This window comes from Salipiger bermudensis (genome assembly GCF_020171625.1).
In the GTDB taxonomy this organism is placed as follows: Bacteria; Pseudomonadota; Alphaproteobacteria; order Rhodobacterales; family Rhodobacteraceae; genus Salipiger; species Salipiger bermudensis_B.
In genome coordinates this window covers 555,571-575,114 of the sequence record NZ_JAIUZY010000001.1, presented here as the reverse complement: position 1 = coordinate 575,114, position 19,544 = coordinate 555,571, and the positions used below count along the sequence as shown (strand labels likewise).

Sequence of the window (19,544 nt, the reverse complement as noted above, 5' to 3'; positions counted from 1 at the left end):
CGGTTTGCGTGGTGACGCGCGCGCTGCGGCAAACGTCACGGCGCCCGCGAGGGCCTGCCCACGAGGTGTCTTGGCCTTACCCCGAGGAGGCCTTCATCCACGTCGCGCCAAGGATCACCAGCGCTAGCAGCACATATCCCGCCGCCACGACCATGCCATCCCGCCCCAGCACGCCGAGCGCGAAGACGGCCACGGGTAGGCCCAGCAAGGGCGTCGTCACTGGGATCGCGCCGAGCACCAGGAGTGACCCGCCCGCGACGATCAGCAGGATCGCCATGATGCAAAGCGAGACGCGCCCTTCGGCGAGCGCGCTCCAACGGGGCCGAAGGCGCTTGCGCAGCCAGTCCGCTATGGGGCGGATGTGGACGGCGACGCGGCGCAGCCGCTCGGCGGACAGGGTTCTGCGCCCGAACAGATCAGGCAGGCCGATCGCCTCGCGCCCGAGCAGCATCTGCACCCCGATCAGCGCGACGATCGCCCCCAGCGCGCCGCCGATGCCGGGGATCATGCCGATCGGGAGGACCATGAAGATGGAGACGACCATCAGGAGTGGGGCATGGCCCTGCGCTCCGATGGTCCTGTTGAGCTCCGCGAAGGACACGGTCTCGGAGCCGTCGGCCAGGGCCTTCAGGCGATCGACGAGGGCCGGCACCGCCTCGGGGCCGGATCGAGGCGCAGCGGCGCCCGGTGCGGATGTGTCCTGCCGGGTCGTCATGGTTGACTGGCTCCTTTGACGGTCGGGGTCGCCGGGATAACGGCCTGCCCGCGGGGAGGTTCCGGGTGCGGGCGTTGCCTTGCAGGGCGGACACGCGCCGCCGGTGCGGGTGTGACACCGTTCGTCGGTTTGAGAGATCCTCGCTTGCGGCTTCGGGCCGTCATAGCGCGGACGGGCAGGGGTCGCCGGAAACTCCCTTGCTCGCAAGGTCGTGGACCGACCGGGGTGGAATCCGGATAGAGCGCCTCGCTAGCGACGGACGTGCCCGGCATAAGGCGGAGAGCGGACGGCATTATGTTTCACGCGCCATCAAAGCGTTGCTCCGGAAGCCAACCGGCCTTGCCACCACAGGGGCCTTTCAGACCCTCATCACGGGCGCACTGCCACGCGGGCACTGAGGCCCCCGTTATCTGGCGGCGCCTTGCGCAGAACAGCCTCCGCGCAGGAAGCCGCTGGCAAGAAGCGTTGTCCGGAACGTTCGCGCCGGTGGCCTGTTGGGCTGACAGCATCCAAGACATCAACACCGGAGAGCATCCCCATGGACCATCCCCGCCCGCCGTTTCCCGAACAGTCTCAGGACCTGCCCGGTCATACCGAAGACATGCAGCCCGTGCCGGATCACGGCGAAGACAGCTACCGCGGCTCGGGCCGTTTGGCCGGGCTGAGCGCCCTTGTCACCGGCGCCGACAGCGGCATCGGACGCGCCGTGGCGCTGGCCTATGCGCGAGAGGGGGCGGATGTAGCGGTGTCCTTCCTGTCCGAAGACGCCGAAGCGGAGCGCACCCGCGAGCTGATCGAGGACGCCGGTCAGCGCGCTCTGCTGCTGCCGGGCGACATCCAATCCGCGCAGCATTGCCGCGATATCGTTGCCCGCACTGCCGAGGCGTTCGTGCGGCTGGACATCCTCGTGAACAACGCCGCGCACCAGATGCAGTACGATACGTTCGAGGACATCCCGGACGAAGAGTGGGAACGCACCTTCCGCACCAACATCTTCTCGATGTTCTACCTGTCCAAGGTCGCCGTGCCGCTGATGAAACAGGGCGGGTCGATCATTAACAGCGCCTCGGTGAATGCCGACATGCCCAACCCGGGCCTTCTGGCCTATGCCAGCACCAAGGGCGCGATCCAGAACTTCTCGGCGGGCCTCGCCCAGTCGCTCGGGCCGCGCGGGATCCGGGTGAACTGCGTGGCGCCCGGTCCGGTCTGGACGCCGCTGATCCCCGCGACGCTGCCGGCCGAGAGCGTGGCGAATTTCGGCGCGAATTACCCCATGGGGCGCCCGGCGCAGCCCGCGGAGCTGGCCTCGGCCTATGTCATGCTGGCCGATCCCGCGTCGAGCTATACTTCGGGCGCCACAATCGCGGTGACCGGCGGGAAGCCGATTATTTGACGCTCTAGGCGTTCTCTACGGATATAGGATGGGATGGCCCCTCGCGCTTTGGCGCATGGGCATGTATTTCGGTAGGGAAGTTTTTGCGCGGATGAATGCGTGTGTGTGCATCAATACGCCACGCTGGCGCGCCGCTTGAGTGCTTTAAGCGGAATTTGGGTTGAAAGCTGGGCGTCTGCCGAGAGCGGCGTGGGCCGTGAGGGTGGCGCATCAGCTCGCGGCCGGCGAGCCTAGCGAGTTGCCGACCGGCATAGAGATGCCGGGTGGGACGTCGGCAAGATCGCTCGGCAGGAAAACAGCTTTATGCTGATTGTCGCTGACACTCGAGTGCACTTCGGCGCGCGGACACTGCTGCCCACGCGCTGAGATAGGTCCACCAGCCAAAGGTGGGGCAGGGAGAGCGTCTTACAGGCGGCGCGCGGGCGGGTCCCGCGCGTGCCTCACGGCGTGTCGCGATATCCTCTAACCACGTCTCTCAGACCGGCAGCGGGCCGGGGGGAATATCCGGCTCCGGTGCCTCATCGGGGCCGTCGGGGGGTAGCTCGGGCTCTGGCTCGGGCGGCGCGTTTGGCGGAAGGTCCGGCTCGGGGGGCATTTCGCGCGGCGGTTCGGTCGGGGTGTCAGGGTCCGGGGTCGGCGGCACCTCGGAGGGCGGCAGATCGGGGGGCGGGGTGGTCGGCTCTTCGGGAGGGGTCGATGGTACGGGCATGGGATGTCCTTTCTCAGGATCTCAACGCGAAGCGGCACCCGGCTGTTCCCGCATCGGCTGCGCCGGCTGGGAACGTCCGTACCCTGCCGATGGTTGACCCTGCGCGGCGGAGCGCATGGCGGTCCGACTGCGCTGACACGACGCTCACTGGAGGCCCCATGTCACACCCGAACGACAAGAGCTCTGAGCCAGAAGACGACAACGCTCCGGAACAAGAGGACAAGGCACCGGACCCAGAGGCGAAGGCGTCGGAACCGGAGGACAAGACGCCGGAAGAAACGTCCGACCGCACCGTCTTTTCCGAACATGCCGAGCCGGACCGCCCCGGTGGCTATCATGGCGTGCGACAGCCGATGGAACCGGAGGCCGCTGTCGGGCCCCCCGCGGGAGAGCCGCTCAGCGATGCCGTGCTCACCCGGTCCGTGGTCAAAGCGCTTGCGGCGGATGACAGGCTAGCGGACCAGATCATCGACACCCGCGTCTCGGGCGCCGTGGTGGAGATGTCCGGTACGGTGGCGCTGGAGTTTCAGCGGACGCTGGCCACAAGCATCGCCCAGTCCGTCCCCGGCGTCCTCAGCGTCCAGAACCGGCTCGCGGTGGCCGAACTTTGAGACGCTAAGGGAAGGACGGCCGGGGCCGGCTCAGCCAAACCTCGGCCAACCGTCCCCACGAGGCCAAGCGCTCCCTCAAGTCAGCTGACCAGCGGCGCGAGGCTCTCGTAGGAGGCCAGACGCAGAGCAGACGGCAGGCAGTCCCGGGCATCCTGAAAGATGACAAGGCACCCCCCGCGCGCTCGACGCCCTCCGGCAGGTCGAGCTCCTGCGTCTCGCCGGTGAAGTTGCCCACCACCACGACCCACTCGTCGCCAAGCCGGTGTTCGTAGGCCATGATTATGGGGCTATCCTCAAGGAACGGGACCGTCTCGCCGAAGGCCACGATATCGCGCTCGCGGCGCAGCCTGATCAGTTTGCGGTGATGCGCGATGACCCCGTCGAGCTGCGCGCTGTCTTGGGCCCCGTTGATTTCGGCCCCGTTTGGATTGTCCTCGATCCACGGCATGTCGGCGTCGGAGAACCGGGGAGAGGCCGCGTCTCGCACCTCAAGCCACACCGGGCCAAAATCCGTTTCCTGCAAAACCCCTCGCCGCGAAGAACATCGTTGCGGCGCTGGCTAGGATGCCATGACCTCAGGCCCACTTCGCTGGCATATGCAGGGTGAAGGTCGTGCCCGCCTCCGCTGAAGACGAAACATCGATCCGTCCGCCGTGCGCTATGGCGATCTGTGACGCGATGTAAAGACCAAGCCCAAGACCTTGAAGGCTTTTCTGCTTACTCTCATTGCGTGAGAACGGCTGAAACAATGACGCCTGTATTTCCGGCGGGATCGGCGTGCCCTGGTTCATGACACTGACAACCAGCTCACCGTCGCGCTCGGCGATGTCGACCGAGATGGGTTGATTGGGGGCGCCGTGGGCCACGGCATTGCCCAGAAGGTTCGACAAGAGCTGGCCAAGCCGCTGAGGATCGGCGACCAGAGCGCGCGGCAGGTCGATCGACGGCAGGACCGGCTGGCCGGCAACCTGCTCGATCTCGCCAATTACGTCGCGGAACACCGGCTCAAGATCAACCGGCGCGGGCGCATTCACTTCGATCCCTGCGCCAAGACGGCCACGAGCGAAATCCATCAGGTTGGTGATGATCTGGCTGGCCCGGGTCAGCGCACGCTGCATCTCGAGCACCAACATCGCCTGGCGCTCCGGCGACAGGTTGCGTTTCTCGATCATCCGCAAGCCGGCTGCCACGGCGGCGATCGGATTGCGCAGGTCGTGCCCGACGATGGCGATGAACTCTTCCCGCAAGCGGGCGGTATCGCGTTCGGTCTGAAGGTTGGCGCGACCCTCTGCGATCTCCTGCCGACCCATGGCGAGCTCGTCTTGGCGGTCGAGCTCGCGGGCGATTGATCTGGCAAAGATCGTGAAGAGCTGTTCCTCCTGCGGGCCGATGTCGCGCGGGTCGGGATCGAGGGCACAGAGCGTGCCCCAGATACTGTCATCGCTCCTGACGATCGGAACGGAGATGTAGCTCTTGAACCCGTATTGCAGGGGCGTCGGGTGATTGCGATAGACGTCGCTCTCATCCACATCCGGAATCGTGATGATGCTGCGGCAGGCCCGGACTTCGCGACAGATGGTCGATGCGACATCAAGTTCGTCGCCGGGCGTCAGGCCAAAGTTAATCGTGTCGCGGGACGCGCAGGTCACCCAGCGGTCTTCGGTCACGCGGGCGACGGCAACAAAGCCCATGCCGGTTGCCCTGCCGCAGGCATCGAGAATCATGGAAATGTCCGAGACAAGCTCGACCTGCCGGATACTTTCCTGGAGGGGGTCAATAGTGGGATACATGCGTCTGGCCAATAGATTGATTTCAGCTCAAGTTACTTGACCCGATGCAGGATTCCTATCGACCAATGCGCGTCCCCGAATGTTCGTCGCGCCTCACGACGCGCGGTCGGGAACGAACCCGGCGGACAAGGCAGCTGCGACAAAGGCGCTGCGCGCGTCTTTCACCGGGCTCATGCAGTCCATTGCGGATTCGATCTTTTCGAGGGCGGCCTGACGCGCCTCGTCAGAGGTGGGCCAGTGGCGGCGCAGCCAGTGACGCGCCTTTTCGATCGTACTGAAGCGTTCGGCGACGCCATCTTTCGTCGGGTAAAGGGTGATTGGGTCACCCCAATGCATTTCAATCATTTTATGTCCTTGTCTGGTAACGCGATCCCGGCGCAGCCTGCCTGGAAAGGCAGTTCGCAACGCTCGTCTAGAATGGAGGAGATCGCCTGTTTGGTGCGACGATGGCCGCGCCTGGTCTCGCATCGGCGAGACTGTCGGCTCCGATTGCCCGGAACCAACCCCGTTATTCTGCTCCGGGATCCGGAGGGATTGATGACGTGACGCTCAGCTTTCCGCGTCTTTCGGGTCGATTGCCGGCGTTGCCGTCGGTTTCGGCGTCGTCGCTTGCGGCTTCATTGCGCCGAACTTTCGACTGTAGGGACGTTTCTTCGCAGGTGTACTCAGGAAGTCCTTGAGATCGAGCTGCTTTTTCGGTTGGGAATAGCCCATGACCGTCTCCTCGTGTTGATTTTATTACAATGAGACCCGCGGGTCCTCTCGGAGAATCTCGCGCGGGCAGGAACGTGGAGAGCGGCGATGTGGGGACGGGGATCAGTCGTCGGCGCCCTTGTCGCGATCCTCGCGCGCAGCCTTCAGCCGTGCCGTCTTTTCCGACCGGGCCAGAGCCTCGTCATCCAGCAGGCGCTTTGCGCTTGCGGTCGTCTTGTCAAGCGCAGTCATTGGCTCAGCGGCTTTTGCAGCCGAAGCGGAAACGGTGGGGGCAAGAAGCCGTCCGCCGTTTCCCTTTTGAGCCGGAACACCTACGGATAAGTCTTCCAGCGTCTTTTTCACGCGAGGGCCAGATTGCTGGCAGACTCGCGACCGTCACGACCGCTCTCAATGTCGAAGGTGACAGCCTGACCGTCTTCGATCCGGCTGATCCCGGCGCGTTCGACGGCAGAGATGTGCAGGAAGATATCCTTGCTGCCGTTTTCAGGCTCGATGAAGCCGAAGCCTTTGGTGCTGTTGAACCATTTCACGGTGCCATTGGCCATGTCCGTGGTCTCCCTTGTATACGCTGCCCGCAAAATCGCGGCAGCCCGGCATCGTCGATCCAAGCCGATCAACCGAAACCAAGCCACTGGCGGCGGAATAACGAAGAGAAGAAACGTCAGCACTTTTCTAGATGGTGTTCGCCTGAAAGATTTCAAGGGCCGAGGTGTGATCGTAGCCAGTTGCTGAGCCGGGGCTGCGGGTCGGGAGTGCTCAGAGCGTCCGTTGGTTGCGCGTCGGTCCAGCGTCGGCGACCAAGCCGGAAGCGCGAGAGGGAAGGGGCGCTGTGTGCCGGGAGCCGTTTCTACGTCCTGCGCATCATGCCATTTGTCCAAGACGCAGCGGAGGTCGGCTTTCCGCCCTCTGTCCTGCGGGGCTTTGCAGCCGGAGCGCAACTCGAGCACTCGCGGCGGACGGGAAGAAGGTCCTGCAAGGCCGTCGTTGCCCGCATTCAGCTACTGCGGGACCAAGCGCGAATGGCCGGTGTGGGGAAGCGGCGCCGCAGCGGCGGTCTCCCTGGTGAATGACGGCTTTCGACCGATTGCGTCATACGACTCCGACGGAGTGGACAGGCGGTATGCCGCTGTCCTGTATGTCGGGTTCCGAGCCCGCTGCGAAACGGTGCGCGCGCCATAAGACTGATGGCGCGCGCGTTGGTTTAACTTTCGCGGATATGGGCGCGCCAATGCGCGTGTAGCGCTTCAATGTCGCCGCTGGTTAGAAGCGGCATAGCGGCTCTCAGCTGGTCTTCTGACCACTCCCACCACTGAAGGTCGAGCAGAAGATCGACCAAACCGTCATCAAACCGCTTCCGGATCTCCTTGGCCGGATGCCCGCCAACGATGGAGTAGGGCTCTACATTCTTCGTCACCACGGCGCGCGTTCCGATGACGGCGCCATCGCCGATTTTGACGCCCGGCATCACGATCGCTTCGGAGCCAATCCACACGTCATTGCCGATGATCGTGTCACCGGCTGGACGGTAACCGTTCTCAGCCCCTTTGAATTCGGGCACGTCGGACATCCAGTAGAATGGAAACGTGCTAACCCAGTCGTATCTATGGCCCTGATTTCCCGCCATGATGAAGGCAGCGCCGGACCCTATCGAGCAGAAGCTCCCGATGATCAGGCGGTCAACGCCGTCGTCTGGCACCAGATAGCGGGCACAGTCGTCGAAGCTATGGCAATGATAGTAGCCTGAGTAGTAGCTGAACCGTCCGACCAGAATGTTGGGGTTGGTGACCTGTTTGTCCAAGGTGATGCCCCGGAAAGGGCTCTCGAAGTAGTTTTGCATTTTCAAACCTCTGAGTGAATGGCTCGTGTTCGCACACGCAAGCCAATCGCGACCGCCGGTGGCGGCGCGCTATACCCCTGCACTTTCGTACAGGGACTTATTCAGATGGTTCGGTCCGCAGACTTCATCGGGTTTTCAGCCTTTTAAACGCGAGCTGATCATAGCCCCACAGTCCGCAGGCGCAAGTCGGGTCATCGGCGGTTTCGTCCGCACTGCTGAGATGGGGCTTCCGGTCCAGAGCTGCCGTTCGCCGAGACCAGCATTGCGGCGGCTCGGCTTCACGATACCGGAGGTTCGCATCGCCGGGCAGCATCGATCAGCAGGCGAGCGGCTGCTTGGCGTCCGAAGCGGACATACGCATTTTACGGGAAGACTGTTCTATTTCGACTTGAAGCAGACAATCTGAACCGGATGGGTTCTGTTCTCTTCGATATTCCGAGCGGCATTTCTGACGATCTGCGGCGCGAGCTCGCCCAAGAGAATATGCACTCCGAACACCGGGGCCTCGCCTTTTTCGGAGCGCTCGATGGCAGCCCTGTAGCCCTGCAGGTATTTTGCACCGGTATCCGTCACTTGTATGTCGGAAAACCCGGCCCGCTCAAGCGCCGCGACGGTGTCTGATGGGCGCATCAGATGAGCGCCGGTTCCGTCTTGTGACCAGGGGACAGGGTGATGTGGTTCTCCAACCTCGCCGAGCCCATGCTCAGTCAGCGCAAAGAACGCGCCGGGCTTCAGCACACGGACGGCTTCAGCGAAGAAGCCGTCGCGGTCGGGCACGTTCATGGTAACGTGCTGCGCGTAACCGCCGTCGAATGCTTCATTCTTGTAAGGGAGTTTCTGGCCGTCGCCGTGTCGGAACGTCACCATGTCCTCCAGTCCGACAAGCGTGCTCAACCGCTCGGCGGCCTCAACGAAGGGCCCGGTGATGTCGAGACCATCCACATGGCAGCCAAAGCGTTTGGCGAGGTATCTGGCGGGACCGCCGATGCCACATCCAATGTCGACAAGTCGGTCGCCCTCCTGGATCGGCAAGACATCTGCAAGGTCCACGGTTGCAGCAAAGCCGCGTGCGTGGAAATGATCGACAGGGGCGAGGTCTTCGATGGTCGCGGAAGCGGGGTCGATCCCAGCGCGTTTCATGGCTTCCAGGATGCGCGCATAAACGTCGCCCTTGCCCCAATGATCAGAAACCGATTGAGCGTTCGTCATGTGCGGGCCTCCGAGTTGATCGCGCAAAATTATCACAGATTTCTGGGTATCCTTAGAGGTTTTCATGTCCGCGTCGGGCGCGAAGCGGACATGCGGCGGTGCTGCAGGCCCTGCGACCAAGCGAGCCAGCTGCGCATCACTCCTGGGCCTTTCTGGGCAAACGCTCTCTTGATGGCGGCTGCGCCGCGGCTTGACGCAAGCGGCTGGTTCGAACTCGGTGCCGCATTTCCTTGAACCTTGCGTCAGCAGGGCGGGCAAAAACGGTCATGCTCCAAGATCAATCGTCCTGTCAGGGGCGAGAGAGTCAAGGAATGCCGTGTCATGGCTGATCGCCAAAACTGCCCCATCATAAGCCGCCAGCGCAGCCTCAAGTGCTGCGATGCCATCCAGATCGAGGTGATTGGTCGGCTCGTCCAGGATCAGCAACGGCGGCGGTGGGGTGGCTCCGAGGGCACAGGCCAGACCAGCGCGCAGACGCTCGCCCCCGCTCAGCTCTCCCGCGCGACGCAGGGCATCCGCGGCGCGGAAACCGAACCGGGCCAGCGCCGCGTGAGCGATGTGGGGATCGGCCGCGGGGTTGAGACGCCGGAAATTGTCGCGAAGAGACAGAGCCGGGTCAAGCAGCTGGACATGCTGATCCAGGACGGCAAATGGAACCGAAAGCGTCACGAGTCCACTCTGCGGCACGATCTGCCCGGTGATGATCTTCAGAAGCGTCGTCTTTCCGCTGCCATTCGGCCCGGAGATGACAATGCGCTCGGGGCCGGTCACGGTCAGTGACAGATCCCGGATCACCGGATGATCGGGGTCATGGCCTCCGGTCACCCTGTCCAGGTGCAGCACCGTTTTGCCGCTCGCAAGCCCGGTCGGGGGAATGTCCATGCGCAAGGGATTCAGGGTTTCGATCGTCTCGCGAGCGGCGGACACCGCCTCTTCTGCCGCCTCCTGCCGGGCATCGCGCAGGCGGACACCCGCGCCGCCCGAGGCCTCGGCCCGCCCCTTGGCGGCATCCATCAGGATCTTCGGCTGATCGCCCCTTGCCCGCGCACGGTGTCCGGCACTGTCCTTGCGGGCCTTGCGCTCGCTCGCCTGCTGCGCGCGGCGGGCCACCTCGGAGCGGGTTTTCTCCGCGTGGGCGAGGGCACGCGCGGCCGCGTCCAGCTCGGTGTCCTTCCGCTGCCGGAAATCGCTGTAGCTTCCGCCATACCGCGCCGCGCCAAGCGAGCTGAGTTCGACGATCGCGTCCATCTCTTCGAGGATCTCGCGGTCATGGCTGGCGATGATCGCGCCGCCCGTCCACCCCCGGAGGAGGTCGATCACCGCCTTGCGCCCCTCCCGGTCGAGATTGTTCGTTGGCTCGTCCAGCACCAGGAAATCCGGCTCGGCGAAGATCAGGGCGGCAAGAGCGGCTCGGCTGCGCTGGCCGCCGGATAGCGTCGCAAGCAGGGTCTGCGGCTCGACAGACAAGCCACAGCGCAAAAGCGCTGCTTCCATCCGCGCGGGCAGGGTCCAATCCGCCTCGGCCAGGTCATCGACATCCGCACGCCCCGCCTCCGCCCGCTCAAGCAGATCGAGCGCGGGGCGCACGCCGAAGAGATCGGCGATGCGGTCATCTGGCCGTTCCATCGCCTCCTGCCGCATCATCGCGACGGAGCCGGTCACGCGGACCTGCCCCGAAGTCGGGCTCAGTTCCCCTGAAATCAGGCGAAGGAGGGTGCTCTTGCCGATGCCATTGCGCCCGACGATGCCGGTGCGCTCGAGGCCGAAGGTCAGATCGAGGTCGGTGAGGAGGGGCGCGTCGTCAGGTGTGGACCAGGACAGGGCGGAGAGGGAAACGGATGCAGGCATGGGACAGGTCTTCTCGCAGCGAAATCGAAGGGACGAATGCGGCGAGGGTCTGGTCCATGGTGACGGCATCTCCGGTTTCAGGGTTTACTTAGAGCTATTGTTCGCGTGGCGATTTTGCAAGTCAGGGCCAACCAAGGCCCTGGGCTTGGTCCGGACCGACGCCGCAATACGCCCGCACGGCAAGGTCTCTTTGGCAGAGCCTGTCCGGGGCAGCGACCTGACACGAAAGTCGGTTCTGTCTGACGTCGAACAACCGGGAAACAAGCAAACCGGAAACGACGCTCTTTATGTGCCCCAATGACGGCCATGATCATATTCATCAGCGTCGATCGGCATAGGTCATATCAATGTCCTGAGATCCTGCTCCGCCCGATCCAGGCGTTCCGTCAGACCGGGCGAGGCCTGGTTCAGCCAAGCTGATGTAACGTGAGCAAAGGCCGTCATCCCGATCTGCGCGGCAAACGCAGCACGGTCCCCCGATACGCCGCGCGCGCGCAGGCATTGCGCCAGCGCCTCGGACAGTGCCGCCATCTTTGCCAGTTCACGCTCCTGAAGCGCCGGCGTCGCCGCGATCACCGCCTGCCGGGGCTCCGAGAAGGGGCGATTGGCTTCCAAGAGCGGAGAGACCGACCGGAAGGCCCGGAACAGTGTGCTCAGAGGCGGCGCATCGCGCGGAACCTCTTCGACCGCGGCAAGCAGCGCCCCCAGAAGGACCGACTGCCCATCAAACAGGACTTCGCGCTTGTCAGCGAAGTGCCGGAAAAAAGTGCGTTCGGTCACGCCTGCATGGGTGGCGATCTCGGCGGCGGTGGTGTTGTCGAACCCCTGCTTGCCGAAAAGCTCCACCGCCGCCTGCTGCAATCGCGTCCGCGCCGTATCTGCCACTGGCTCACCCCTTGTCAGTGACTGACATTACATTATGTCAGTGACTGACATTACATTATGTCAGTGACTGACGGAGATCATAGGATCCCCGCCACCATGCGCAAGGAGTTCAATCATGCGTGTTTTTCTGACAGGGGCGAGCGGCTGGATCGGATCGATGATCGCGCGGGATCTTATTGCCGCAGGTCATTCCGTGACCGGTCTGACGAGCGTGCCCGCAAAGGCCGAGGCGCTGAGCGCCGCCGGGGTCACGCCGCTTGTCGGTGCTCTCGAAAATATCGACGTCCTGCGGCGCGGCGCCGAGACTGCGGATGGGATCATCCATACGGCCTTCGGGCTGGATCTTTCGCGCATCGGCGAGTTGGCCGCAGAAGATCGCACGGCAATTGAGGTCTTCGGAGATGTGTTTGCCGGATCGGTGCGTCCGATCGTCGTGACCGATGGCTTCCTGCACCTGACGGGAGAGAAGGCCCGGGAAACGGACCGCCCCGACGTGGTCCCCGCTTTCCCTCGCGCTTCCCAGCAGGCAGCGTTTGCGCTTGCGGATAGAGGCATACACGCGAATGTTGTCCGCAATCCGAGATCCGTGCATGGCAAGGGGGAGAAACACAGCTTCGTGCCGATGCTCGCCGCCATCGCGCGCGAAAAGGGCGTGTCCGCCTATATCGGGGCGGGGCGGAACTTGTGGCCCGCCGTCCATCGCCTTGACGCTGCGCGCGTCTACCGGCTTGCGCTCGAGCGTGGCGCTCAAGGCGAGGCCTACCACGCCGTCGCGGAGGAGGGTGTTCCCTTCAGGGACATCGCCGAAGCGATCGGTCGCCAACTCGGTTTGCCCTCCATCGCCCTCACACCCGAGGACGCACAGGCGCATTTCGGGCCGTTGGCGGTCTGGGTTGCAAACGACGGTCCCGCATCGAACGACTGGACGCGGGAGACGCTCGGCTGGCAGCCCGAACAGCCCGGCATCGTCGCCGATATCGAGACGTCCGACTATCAGGGCTGACGTTCGACCAAATGCTACTGAACCCCGTGGGTCGCCGAACCTCCTTGGACCGAAACTGAGCCCGGCGTGGCTGTCGCATGCCGGCACGCAGATCCCGGCCCTCCCGGAAATCCGGCCCTCCCGCACCGGACTCCGTTTCTCACACCCAAGCCGGTACACCTCGCCGCCCGCGAGGTGTGCCGGGATCACGATGAAAGCCGAACGCCGCTCGAAACGCACACCATCTGATACCGAGATCAAGCCTATCGAAAGCGGCTTCGTCTGCCATATCCAACGCGAGTTGCTGTGGACGGATCAGCCACTGCACCCCACCAAATACTCGCAGTATGGCCTCCGGTCCGAGACTTGAGGTGGGGCAGGTGCCTCGTTCAGGCTGGCGTCCTCGGAGGTGAAAAGGGGCTCTCGGGTTTGGACGATCTCGGCGGCGCATTTCCCGCGCAAGGGCGCTCGCTTGTTCCAGGCTAGGATCTTACCGACAGTCGTGGACCAGGCCGCGGCTTTTCCCGCCAGCAGCGGTTGCCCTAGAGAGGGATCGTTTCGGCCGCAGGCGGCAAGGTCTCGTCTGCTGCCGTCTGAATGCTGTCCCGGGCGGCGCGAAGCAACTATTTGACGCCCGCTTCGGACAGCACATCACGCGACAGAACACCAAGAATGGTCTCCAGCGACGCGATGTCCGCCTCGTTCGAACCCTCGTTAAGTACGGCACGTCGGTCCTGAGCAGAACGCTCCGGATGCAGTCCCTTGCTCGCCAGGTGGGACCAGGCGCGCGCCGTCGCCCAATCGAGACGCTCGTCTTCCTCGGATGTGCCCACCGGGTCCATCCGGCTGATCCTGCGCTGACGCTCGATGCGGTCAAGCTCGCTGCGCACAACCGAGGTCAGTCAGGCCTCGGCGTGGGCGGGGGCAGCTTCCCATCGGCGAGTGCATCCAGCATCCGATCCCACTCGTCGTTCAATCTGCGTGCGATGATACACGCGATCGACCTGTCCGTGGTGCGCAGAGACAGCTGCCAATGTCGGGTTTTTGTGGAAAACTCAGGCACGCGCCGACGCCAGCTCCAGGTGGAGCCGCGTTGTAAGAGGTAAGGGGTGGTCGCCAAGATGCGGCCTCCAGGAGTGGAGACGAGCGACCCGCATTTCAGGAACTTGTGCTACAGTGCTGTGTGACACCGTACTTGCCAAATTCAGCCTATGCCTTGATTATCAACGGCTTAGTGGGTGAATTGGCTCCGGCGGTAGGGATCGAACCTACGACCAATTGATTAACAGTCAACTGCTCTACCGCTGAGCTACGCCGGAACTTTTGCTTCGGAGCGCGTCGCCGTGGTGTCCAAGGCGCCGCGTCCTGCGGTGTGTGGGCGTATAGCAATCGCGACTCCGGGCGTCCAGAGGGTTTTTGAGATTTTCCGGATTTTTTTGCGTTTCCGTTAAGTCGCTTCAAACATTGCCTTTTCCGACAGGGGCATGAGCGCCCGGGCGCGGCCCGAGGCTTCGAGATCAATCAGATGCGCCAGCACGTTGCGGGTTGCGGCAGGAAGCAGCGCCGCGGGGGTCTCGGTGTAGATCCGGGCCGCCAGACCGGCGGCATCGGACGCGCCGGAGCGCAGCGCCGTGAGGATCTGCGCCTCGCGCATCAGGCGGTGATCGCGCAGCTCCGTCAGGCGCGCGGCGGGGCGCTCCACCGGGGCGCCATGGCCGGGATGAAAGCGGGACCATCGCCCCGCCGCCAGCCGCGATAGTGATGACATGAAGGCGGTGAGATCGCCATCGGGGGGCGAGACCAGCGAGCTTGCCCAGCCCATCACCAGATCGCCCGAGAACAGCATGTCGCCCCATGCAAAGCTCAGGTGGTTGCCGAAATGGCCCGGCGTGTGCAGCGCCTCGAGCTGCCAGCCATCGCCCGAAACGAGCGCGGCATCGGGGAGGCACGCGTCGGGCACGAAGCCCGCGTCGACGCCCTCGCCACCGCCCACCATGCCGCTCTCGGCGAGCGCCTGCATCGCCGCGCTGCGCCCCGCTGTGGCATCGCCGAAGGCCAGCACCGGTGCGCCGGTGGCCTCGGAGAGCGTCCTGGCGAGGGGGGAGTGGTCGAGATGCGCATGGGTCACGAGGATGTGGGTGATCCGCTCTCCGTGCCGCAGGGCCGAGAGGATTGCCGCGAGATGCGCCTCGATCATCGGGCCCGGGTCGATCACCGCGAGGCCGCCCGTGCCTATGAGGTAGGTGTTGGTGCCACGGTAGGTCATCGGCGAGGCGTTCGGCGCCACGATCCGGCGCAGGCCGGGGGCGAGGGTCTCGGGCGCGCCGGGGATGGGGCGAAAATCCGGTTGCGGGTCCTGCATGTTTCGGGGCTTTCTGTCTGTCAGTCGCAGCAGAGGTAACGCATGTCCTTCCACTGGCTCAAACGCTATGTGCCCCGCGGTCTCTACGGGAGGGCGGCGCTGATCCTGATCCTGCCGGTGGTGACGCTGCAGCTGGTGGTCTCGGTGGTCTTCGTGCAGCGCCATTTCGAGGGCGTGTCGAGCCAGATGAGCCGCGACCTCGCACGCGAGATCAATCTGGTGCTCGAGCAGCCGGAGCTTGCGCCGGCGCTGGATCTGACGCTGAGCGAGGTGGACGAGAGCGACTTGCCGCAGCAGAGCCAGCGGCGTTGGTTCGATTTCTCGGGGCTGGTGGTGACCCAGACGCTGGAGCGCAACGTGTCCGGTCTCGAGCGGATCCTGCTGCCCGATGACGCTGAGGTCGTGCTCTTCGTTCGCCACGAGGACGAGCTGATGCGGGTACAGGTGCCGCGCCGGCGGGCCTCGCCGACGAACGCGCACCAGCTGTTCGTCAACATGATGGTGTTCGGCGTGCTGATGACGCTGATCGCGTTTCTCTACCTGCGCAACCAGCTGCGCCCGATCACCCGGCTGGCGCAGGCGGCAGAGGCCTTCGGGCGGGGCCGGCACGTGCCGTATTCTCCGGCGGGCGCCGTCGAGGTCAGGGCCGCCGGGCACGCGTTTCTCGACATGCGCAACCGCATCGAGCGCCAGATCGAACAGCGCACCATGATGCTGTCGGGCGTGAGCCACGATCTGCGGACCCCGCTGACCCGCCTGCGCCTTGGCCTGTCGATGCTGGACGATGCCGATCGCGAGCCGCTGGAGCGCGATGTCGAGGACATGCAGCGGCTGATCGACGCCTTCCTCGATTTCGCGCGGGGTGACGCGCTGGCGGCGGCGGCGGAGCCGATCGACCCGGTGGATATCGCCGAGAGCGTGGTCGAGGATGCGCAGCGTGGCGGGCGCAACGTGGCGCTGGTGTCGGTCGAGGGCGAGGGGATGGTGTCGCTGCGCCCGCTTGCCATGCGGCGGGCGCTCGAGAACCTTGTCAGCAATGCCGTGCGCTATGGCAGCTGCTGCGAGGTGTCGGTCACGCTCAGCGACAAAAGCCTGCGGCTCCGGGTCGAGGATGACGGGCCGGGGATCCCGCCCGGTCAGCGCGAGGATGCGCAGCGGCCCTTCGTCCGGCTCGACCCGGCGCGCAATCAGGACAAGGGGCCGGGCGTGGGGCTGGGGCTCGCGATCGCGGCCGACATCGCGCGGGCGCATGGCGGGGTGTTGCGGCTTAGCGAAAGCGAGACGCTGGGCGGGTTGCGGGCGGATATCGTCATCGCGCGCTGAGCAGGGGGCGCTGTGCGTCTGCGCCGTCAGGTTGGTCTTGGCATGTGGCTGGCAGCGGGGGATTGTGTGCCTTCGTCACGTGGCCCCGATGCTGCGCACCAAGCCGACGCGGTCACGGTCTTTCCAAGACGCGCTTCCAGAATGTGCCGGAGTGAAGTCCTGCAAACCCTCCGAGAGCAGGCAAAGGCCCATTCGGCGCGCCTCGAAGGCGCGCCACAAGTCCGGCGCGTCACCTGCGCCTCCGCGTCGCTTGCCCGCTACCGGCGGCCTCAACCCTCGAGCAGGATCTGGCCCTTGGCTTCAATCAGCAGCGCGGCGCGCTTCTGCCGGATCGCATCGGCATCGGACTTGTCGCCGAGGTCGGCGGCAACCTTGCGCACCACGTCCTCGTGGCCGGCTTCTTCGAAATCGGCCTTGATCACCTCGCGCGCGTAGGCCTCGGCTTCGTCGCCGGTCTTGCCCAGCAGGTCGGCCGCCCAGAGCCCGAGCAGCTTGTTGCACCGGGCCTCGGCGCGAAAGGCCATCTCCTGGTCGTGGGCGAACTTGTTCTCGAATGCAGTCTCGCGGTCGTCGAACGTTGTCATTTCTCTCGCTCCCCGGAGGGTCTCCTCCGCAAGAGCGAGTATTTCACAGCTGCAGAACCACGCAAGCCCAACCGCCCGCTTGCGAGGCGAGAAGGCATGATTTATAGGGCCTCGCAGGACGCAGAAGCGCCCTCTGTGTCCCGCTTGGAAAGGAATCCCATGGCACGCCGCAAAAAGATCTACGAAGGCAAGGCAAAGATTCTCTACGAAGGCCCCGAGCCCGGGACCATCGTGCAGTACTTCAAGGACGACGCGACCGCCTTCAACGCCCAGAAGAAGGACGTGATCGACGGCAAGGGCGTGCTCAACAACCGCCTGTCCGAGTTCTTCATGACCGGTCTGAACAACATCGGTGTTCCGACCCACTTCCTGAAGCGCCTGAACATGCGCGAGCAGCTCGTGCGCTCCTGCGAGATCATTCCGCTCGAGATCATCGTGCGCAACTTCGCCGCCGGATCGCTGGCAAAGCGACTGGGGATCGAGGAAGGCACGCCGCTGCCGCGCCCGATCGTCGAGTACTGCTACAAGGACGACAAGCTGGGCGATCCGCTGGTCACCGAAGAGCACATCGCGGCCTTCGGCTGGGCCAGCCAGCAGGACATGGACGACATCCTCAGCCTCGCGCTGCGGGTGAACGACTACCTGTCGGGCCTGATGTACGGCGTCGGCATTCGCCTTGTCGACTTCAAGATCGAGATCGGCCGCGTCTATGACGGCGATTTCCAGCGCCTTGTCGTCGCTGACGAGATCTCGCCGGACAGCTGCCGCCTGTGGGATCTGCAGACCGGGCAGAAGCTCGACAAGGACGTGTTCCGCCGCGACCTCGGCTCGCTGACCGATGCCTATACCGAAGTGGCCGAGCGCCTGGGCGTGATGCCCAAGAAGTCCACGCATATTTCCAAGCCCAAGCTCATCAACTGACTTATCAACTAAGCTTGGGCGCGCGCTTCCGGCGCGGTGATTTCAGGAACGGGAGGCCGCGCCTCCCGCAACAGACGGAGAAGACGCCATGAAGGCACGGGTGCATGTGATGCTCAAGGACGGCGTGCTCGACCCGCAGGGCGAAGCGGTGAAGCACGCGCTGCACGGGATGGGCTTTGATGGCGTCGATGGCGTGCGTCAGGGCAAGGTGATCGAGCTTGATCTCGAGGACGGCACCGGCGAGGACGCGGTGCGCGAGATGTGCGAGAAGCTGCTCGCCAACACCGTGATCGAGAGCTACTCGATCGAGATGGCCTGAGCCCGGTCCGGCGCAACGCGCCGATCAAGGCTTGAGGATCAAGGCGGGCTTTGGCCTGCCGGGACGGGGCGCTTCGGCGCCCCGCTTTCGTTTCCGCCCGCCTGCGGGATCGGCTTGCGTTCCGGTGTCAATTCGCGTCACCTCTGCGGGAAATGTAAGAGGAGAAAGCCATGCGCGCAGCGGTGTTGCGGGAGTATAACAAGGATCTGTCGCTCGAGACGGTGCCCGAGCCGGATTGCCCGGAAGACGGCGTCGTGCTCGAGGTCCTGGCCTGCGGCGTCTGCCGCTCGGACTGGCACGGTTGGGTGGGTGAACATCCCCGCGTCAAGCCCGGCCAGATCCCGGGGCACGAGTATTGCGGCCGCGTGGTCGCCGCCGGGCCGAACTCGCAATGGAAGCTGGGCGACGTGCTGGTGGCGCCGTTCATCCTCTCCTGCGGCACCTGCCCGAGCTGCCGTGCGGGGCAGCAGACCGTCTGCGCCGACCAGCGCCTGCCGGGCTTCATCGAGCCGGGCGCCTTTGCCGAATACGTGGCGGTGCCGCGCGACTTCAACCTTGCGCGCCTGCCTGAGGAAATCTCCCCGACGCTGGCCGCGGGGCTCGGATGCCGGGTCACCACCGCGTGGCACGCGCTGACCGGGCGCGCCGCGCTGCAGGGCGGCGAGTGGCTGGCGGTGCATGGCACCGGGGGCGTCGGTCTGTCGGCGGCGCTGCTGGGCCGGGCGCTTGGCGCGCATGTGGTCGTGGTGGACGTGGTGCAGGACAAGCTCGATCACGCGATGTCTCTGGGCATGGATGCGGCCGTCAACGCCGCGGAGGGCGATGCCGCCGAGCAGATCCGCGAGATCACCGGCGGCGGCGTTCACGTGAGCATCGAGGCGCTGGGGATCCCGCAGACCGTCAACGCCTCGATCCGCTGCCTGCGCCCCCTTGGGCGGCACGTGCAAGTCGGGATGCCCGTGGGCCATACCTCGCATATGGATGTCGACATGGCGGCGGTCTACCACGGCAACCTCGCGCTCTATGGCACGCGCGGGATGCCGGCGCACCGCTACCCGTCGCTGCTGGGGCTCATCACCCGCGACAAGGTCGACCTCTCGCCGCTCATCGCGCGCGAGGTGCCGCTCAGCGCCGCCGGCGCCGAACTCGCCGCCTTCAACGGGCCGACGCCGCCGGGCGTTGCGGTGATCACCGACTTCCAGAGCTGAACTGGATCAGTGCGAAGGGCAGGGCGCCCCGGCCTCGCGCCGGAGGGCGCCCGCCCGCGATTGCGCCGGGCGGGAAAAGCCGCTATGCGGAGGCCAATCCGACCTCACCCAACCTGACCTTACCAACGTCAAGC

The 19,544-nt window shown here is 64.9% G+C and carries 23 protein-coding genes and 1 tRNA gene; 7 read left to right on the top strand and 17 right to left on the bottom strand.

The window, feature by feature from the left end; translation table 11 throughout:
• Positions 1-76: 76 nt before the first annotated feature.
• Positions 77-715 carry an exopolysaccharide biosynthesis protein gene (locus LCM15_RS02690; protein WP_224852730.1) on the bottom strand — a complete coding sequence of 213 codons (639 nt, stop codon included), beginning with the start codon at positions 713-715 and terminating at the stop codon, positions 77-79.
• 538 nt (positions 716-1,253) lie between these two features.
• Between LCM15_RS02690 and LCM15_RS02685 the strand changes: the two genes are divergently transcribed.
• On the top strand, positions 1,254-2,108 hold the full coding sequence (locus LCM15_RS02685) for an SDR family oxidoreductase (protein ID WP_224852728.1): 855 nt from the start codon (positions 1,254-1,256) through the stop codon (positions 2,106-2,108).
• 475 nt (positions 2,109-2,583) lie between these two features.
• On the opposite strand, the gene LCM15_RS02680 is transcribed toward LCM15_RS02685, so the two are convergent.
• Positions 2,584-2,817 carry a hypothetical protein gene (locus tag LCM15_RS02680; protein WP_224852726.1) on the bottom strand — a complete coding sequence of 78 codons (234 nt, stop codon included), beginning with the start codon at positions 2,815-2,817 and terminating at the stop codon, positions 2,584-2,586.
• A gap of 158 nt (positions 2,818-2,975) precedes the next feature.
• Between LCM15_RS02680 and LCM15_RS02675 the strand changes: the two genes are divergently transcribed.
• Positions 2,976-3,428: a BON domain-containing protein gene (locus LCM15_RS02675; protein WP_224852724.1), complete on the top strand. Its 453-nt coding sequence runs from the start codon at positions 2,976-2,978 to the stop codon at positions 3,426-3,428.
• Positions 3,429-3,432: 4 nt separating this feature from the next.
• On the opposite strand, the gene LCM15_RS02670 is transcribed toward LCM15_RS02675, so the two are convergent.
• The 10 genes from LCM15_RS02670 to LCM15_RS02625 form a co-directional block, all read right to left on the bottom strand.
• Complete coding sequence (locus LCM15_RS02670; protein ID WP_224852722.1) at positions 3,433-3,927, bottom strand: hypothetical protein; 495 nt, start codon at positions 3,925-3,927, stop codon at positions 3,433-3,435.
• 76 nt (positions 3,928-4,003) lie between these two features.
• Entirely contained in the window at positions 4,004-5,152 is a 1,149-nt protein-coding gene (locus tag LCM15_RS02665) for a GAF domain-containing sensor histidine kinase (RefSeq protein WP_224852720.1), read from the bottom strand.
• A gap of 159 nt (positions 5,153-5,311) precedes the next feature.
• On the bottom strand, positions 5,312-5,563 hold the full coding sequence (locus tag LCM15_RS02660) for a DUF982 domain-containing protein (protein ID WP_224852718.1): 252 nt from the start codon (positions 5,561-5,563) through the stop codon (positions 5,312-5,314).
• A gap of 204 nt (positions 5,564-5,767) precedes the next feature.
• A complete protein-coding gene (locus LCM15_RS02655) occupies positions 5,768-5,932 on the bottom strand; it encodes a hypothetical protein (RefSeq protein ID WP_224852716.1) in 165 nt (54 codons plus the stop codon).
• Between the two features lie 102 nt (positions 5,933-6,034).
• Entirely contained in the window at positions 6,035-6,274 is a 240-nt protein-coding gene (locus LCM15_RS02650) for a hypothetical protein (RefSeq protein WP_224852714.1), read from the bottom strand.
• Complete coding sequence (locus tag LCM15_RS02645; protein ID WP_224852712.1) at positions 6,271-6,477, bottom strand: cold-shock protein; 207 nt, start codon at positions 6,475-6,477, stop codon at positions 6,271-6,273. Before LCM15_RS02645 ends, LCM15_RS02650 begins: the two co-directional genes overlap by 4 nt.
• A 656-nt stretch (positions 6,478-7,133) precedes the next feature.
• Positions 7,134-7,769, bottom strand: coding sequence for a type B chloramphenicol O-acetyltransferase (gene catB / locus LCM15_RS02640; RefSeq protein WP_224852709.1), 636 nt, complete (start codon positions 7,767-7,769; stop codon positions 7,134-7,136).
• Positions 7,770-8,147: 378 nt separating this feature from the next.
• Positions 8,148-8,978 (bottom strand): class I SAM-dependent methyltransferase, encoded by an 831-nt coding sequence (locus LCM15_RS02635; RefSeq protein ID WP_224852707.1) that lies wholly within the window; start codon positions 8,976-8,978, stop codon positions 8,148-8,150.
• A 264-nt stretch (positions 8,979-9,242) separates the two neighbouring features.
• Entirely contained in the window at positions 9,243-10,826 is a 1,584-nt protein-coding gene (locus LCM15_RS02630) for an ABC-F family ATP-binding cassette domain-containing protein (protein WP_224852705.1), read from the bottom strand.
• 339 nt (positions 10,827-11,165) lie between these two features.
• Positions 11,166-11,711 carry a TetR family transcriptional regulator gene (locus LCM15_RS02625; protein WP_224852703.1) on the bottom strand — a complete coding sequence of 182 codons (546 nt, stop codon included), beginning with the start codon at positions 11,709-11,711 and terminating at the stop codon, positions 11,166-11,168.
• 115 nt (positions 11,712-11,826) lie between these two features.
• On the opposite strand from LCM15_RS02625, the gene LCM15_RS02620 reads away from it, so the two are divergent.
• A complete protein-coding gene (locus LCM15_RS02620; protein WP_224852701.1) occupies positions 11,827-12,714 on the top strand; it encodes an SDR family oxidoreductase in 888 nt (295 codons plus the stop codon).
• Positions 12,715-13,316: 602 nt separating this feature from the next.
• Here the strand turns inward: LCM15_RS02620 and LCM15_RS02615 are convergent.
• The 4 genes from LCM15_RS02615 to LCM15_RS02605 form a co-directional block, all read right to left on the bottom strand.
• Positions 13,317-13,535 (bottom strand): hypothetical protein, encoded by a 219-nt coding sequence (locus tag LCM15_RS02615; protein WP_224852699.1) that lies wholly within the window; start codon positions 13,533-13,535, stop codon positions 13,317-13,319.
• A gap of 56 nt (positions 13,536-13,591) precedes the next feature.
• Entirely contained in the window at positions 13,592-13,813 is a 222-nt protein-coding gene (locus LCM15_RS22880; protein WP_412103267.1) for a DUF6538 domain-containing protein, read from the bottom strand.
• A 124-nt stretch (positions 13,814-13,937) separates the two neighbouring features.
• A tRNA-Asn gene (locus tag LCM15_RS02610) sits at positions 13,938-14,012 on the bottom strand.
• A gap of 128 nt (positions 14,013-14,140) precedes the next feature.
• Complete coding sequence (locus tag LCM15_RS02605; RefSeq protein ID WP_224852697.1) at positions 14,141-15,055, bottom strand: MBL fold metallo-hydrolase; 915 nt, start codon at positions 15,053-15,055, stop codon at positions 14,141-14,143.
• A gap of 42 nt (positions 15,056-15,097) precedes the next feature.
• Here LCM15_RS02605 and LCM15_RS02600 point away from each other — a divergent pair, with 42 nt between their 5' ends.
• The gene (locus LCM15_RS02600; RefSeq protein WP_224852695.1) at positions 15,098-16,378 is read left to right on the top strand and encodes an ATP-binding protein; all 1,281 of its coding nucleotides are present in this window, start codon (positions 15,098-15,100) and stop codon (positions 16,376-16,378) included.
• Positions 16,379-16,647: 269 nt separating this feature from the next.
• Here the strand turns inward: LCM15_RS02600 and LCM15_RS02595 are convergent, their stop codons facing one another.
• Positions 16,648-16,962: a DUF1476 domain-containing protein gene (locus LCM15_RS02595; protein ID WP_224852693.1), complete on the bottom strand. Its 315-nt coding sequence runs from the start codon at positions 16,960-16,962 to the stop codon at positions 16,648-16,650.
• A 159-nt stretch (positions 16,963-17,121) separates the two neighbouring features.
• On the opposite strand from LCM15_RS02595, the gene purC reads away from it, so the two are divergent.
• From purC to LCM15_RS02580, 3 genes are all read left to right on the top strand, one after another.
• A complete protein-coding gene (gene purC, locus LCM15_RS02590) occupies positions 17,122-17,883 on the top strand; it encodes a phosphoribosylaminoimidazolesuccinocarboxamide synthase (RefSeq protein WP_224852691.1) in 762 nt (253 codons plus the stop codon).
• A gap of 88 nt (positions 17,884-17,971) precedes the next feature.
• Entirely contained in the window at positions 17,972-18,202 is a 231-nt protein-coding gene (gene purS, locus LCM15_RS02585; protein ID WP_224852689.1) for a phosphoribosylformylglycinamidine synthase subunit PurS, read from the top strand.
• A 170-nt stretch (positions 18,203-18,372) separates the two neighbouring features.
• Positions 18,373-19,410, top strand: a complete 1,038-nt coding sequence (locus tag LCM15_RS02580) for a zinc-binding dehydrogenase (RefSeq protein ID WP_224852687.1) — start codon at positions 18,373-18,375, stop codon at positions 19,408-19,410.
• Positions 19,411-19,544 lie beyond the last annotated feature (134 nt).

What these genes read in the sequence shown, in the direction of transcription:
- LCM15_RS02660 (WP_224852718.1), bottom strand. Translation starts at nt 5,563, where the DNA reads ATGATTGAAATGCATTGGGGTGACCCAATCACCCTTTACCCGACGAAA.
- LCM15_RS02595 (WP_224852693.1), bottom strand. Translation starts at nt 16,962, where the DNA reads ATGACAACGTTCGACGACCGCGAGACTGCATTCGAGAACAAGTTCGCC.
- LCM15_RS02665 (WP_224852720.1), bottom strand. Translation starts at nt 5,152, where the DNA reads ATGATTCTCGATGCCTGCGGCAGGGCAACCGGCATGGGCTTTGTTGCC.
- LCM15_RS02580 (WP_224852687.1), top strand. Translation starts at nt 18,373, where the DNA reads ATGCGCGCAGCGGTGTTGCGGGAGTATAACAAGGATCTGTCGCTCGAG.
- LCM15_RS02645 (WP_224852712.1), bottom strand. Translation starts at nt 6,477, where the DNA reads ATGGCCAATGGCACCGTGAAATGGTTCAACAGCACCAAAGGCTTCGGC.
- LCM15_RS02620 (WP_224852701.1), top strand. Translation starts at nt 11,827, where the DNA reads ATGCGTGTTTTTCTGACAGGGGCGAGCGGCTGGATCGGATCGATGATC.
- purC (WP_224852691.1), top strand. Translation starts at nt 17,122, where the DNA reads ATGGCACGCCGCAAAAAGATCTACGAAGGCAAGGCAAAGATTCTCTAC.
- catB (WP_224852709.1), bottom strand. Translation starts at nt 7,769, where the DNA reads ATGCAAAACTACTTCGAGAGCCCTTTCCGGGGCATCACCTTGGACAAA.
- LCM15_RS02600 (WP_224852695.1), top strand. Translation starts at nt 15,098, where the DNA reads ATGTCCTTCCACTGGCTCAAACGCTATGTGCCCCGCGGTCTCTACGGG.
- LCM15_RS02680 (WP_224852726.1), bottom strand. Translation starts at nt 2,817, where the DNA reads ATGCCCGTACCATCGACCCCTCCCGAAGAGCCGACCACCCCGCCCCCC.
- LCM15_RS02655 (WP_224852716.1), bottom strand. Translation starts at nt 5,932, where the DNA reads ATGGGCTATTCCCAACCGAAAAAGCAGCTCGATCTCAAGGACTTCCTG.
- LCM15_RS02605 (WP_224852697.1), bottom strand. Translation starts at nt 15,055, where the DNA reads ATGCAGGACCCGCAACCGGATTTTCGCCCCATCCCCGGCGCGCCCGAG.
- purS (WP_224852689.1), top strand. Translation starts at nt 17,972, where the DNA reads ATGAAGGCACGGGTGCATGTGATGCTCAAGGACGGCGTGCTCGACCCG.
- LCM15_RS02685 (WP_224852728.1), top strand. Translation starts at nt 1,254, where the DNA reads ATGGACCATCCCCGCCCGCCGTTTCCCGAACAGTCTCAGGACCTGCCC.
- LCM15_RS02615 (WP_224852699.1), bottom strand. Translation starts at nt 13,535, where the DNA reads ATGGACCCGGTGGGCACATCCGAGGAAGACGAGCGTCTCGATTGGGCG.
- LCM15_RS02635 (WP_224852707.1), bottom strand. Translation starts at nt 8,978, where the DNA reads ATGACGAACGCTCAATCGGTTTCTGATCATTGGGGCAAGGGCGACGTT.
- LCM15_RS02690 (WP_224852730.1), bottom strand. Translation starts at nt 715, where the DNA reads ATGACGACCCGGCAGGACACATCCGCACCGGGCGCCGCTGCGCCTCGA.
- LCM15_RS02630 (WP_224852705.1), bottom strand. Translation starts at nt 10,826, where the DNA reads ATGCCTGCATCCGTTTCCCTCTCCGCCCTGTCCTGGTCCACACCTGAC.
- LCM15_RS02675 (WP_224852724.1), top strand. Translation starts at nt 2,976, where the DNA reads ATGTCACACCCGAACGACAAGAGCTCTGAGCCAGAAGACGACAACGCT.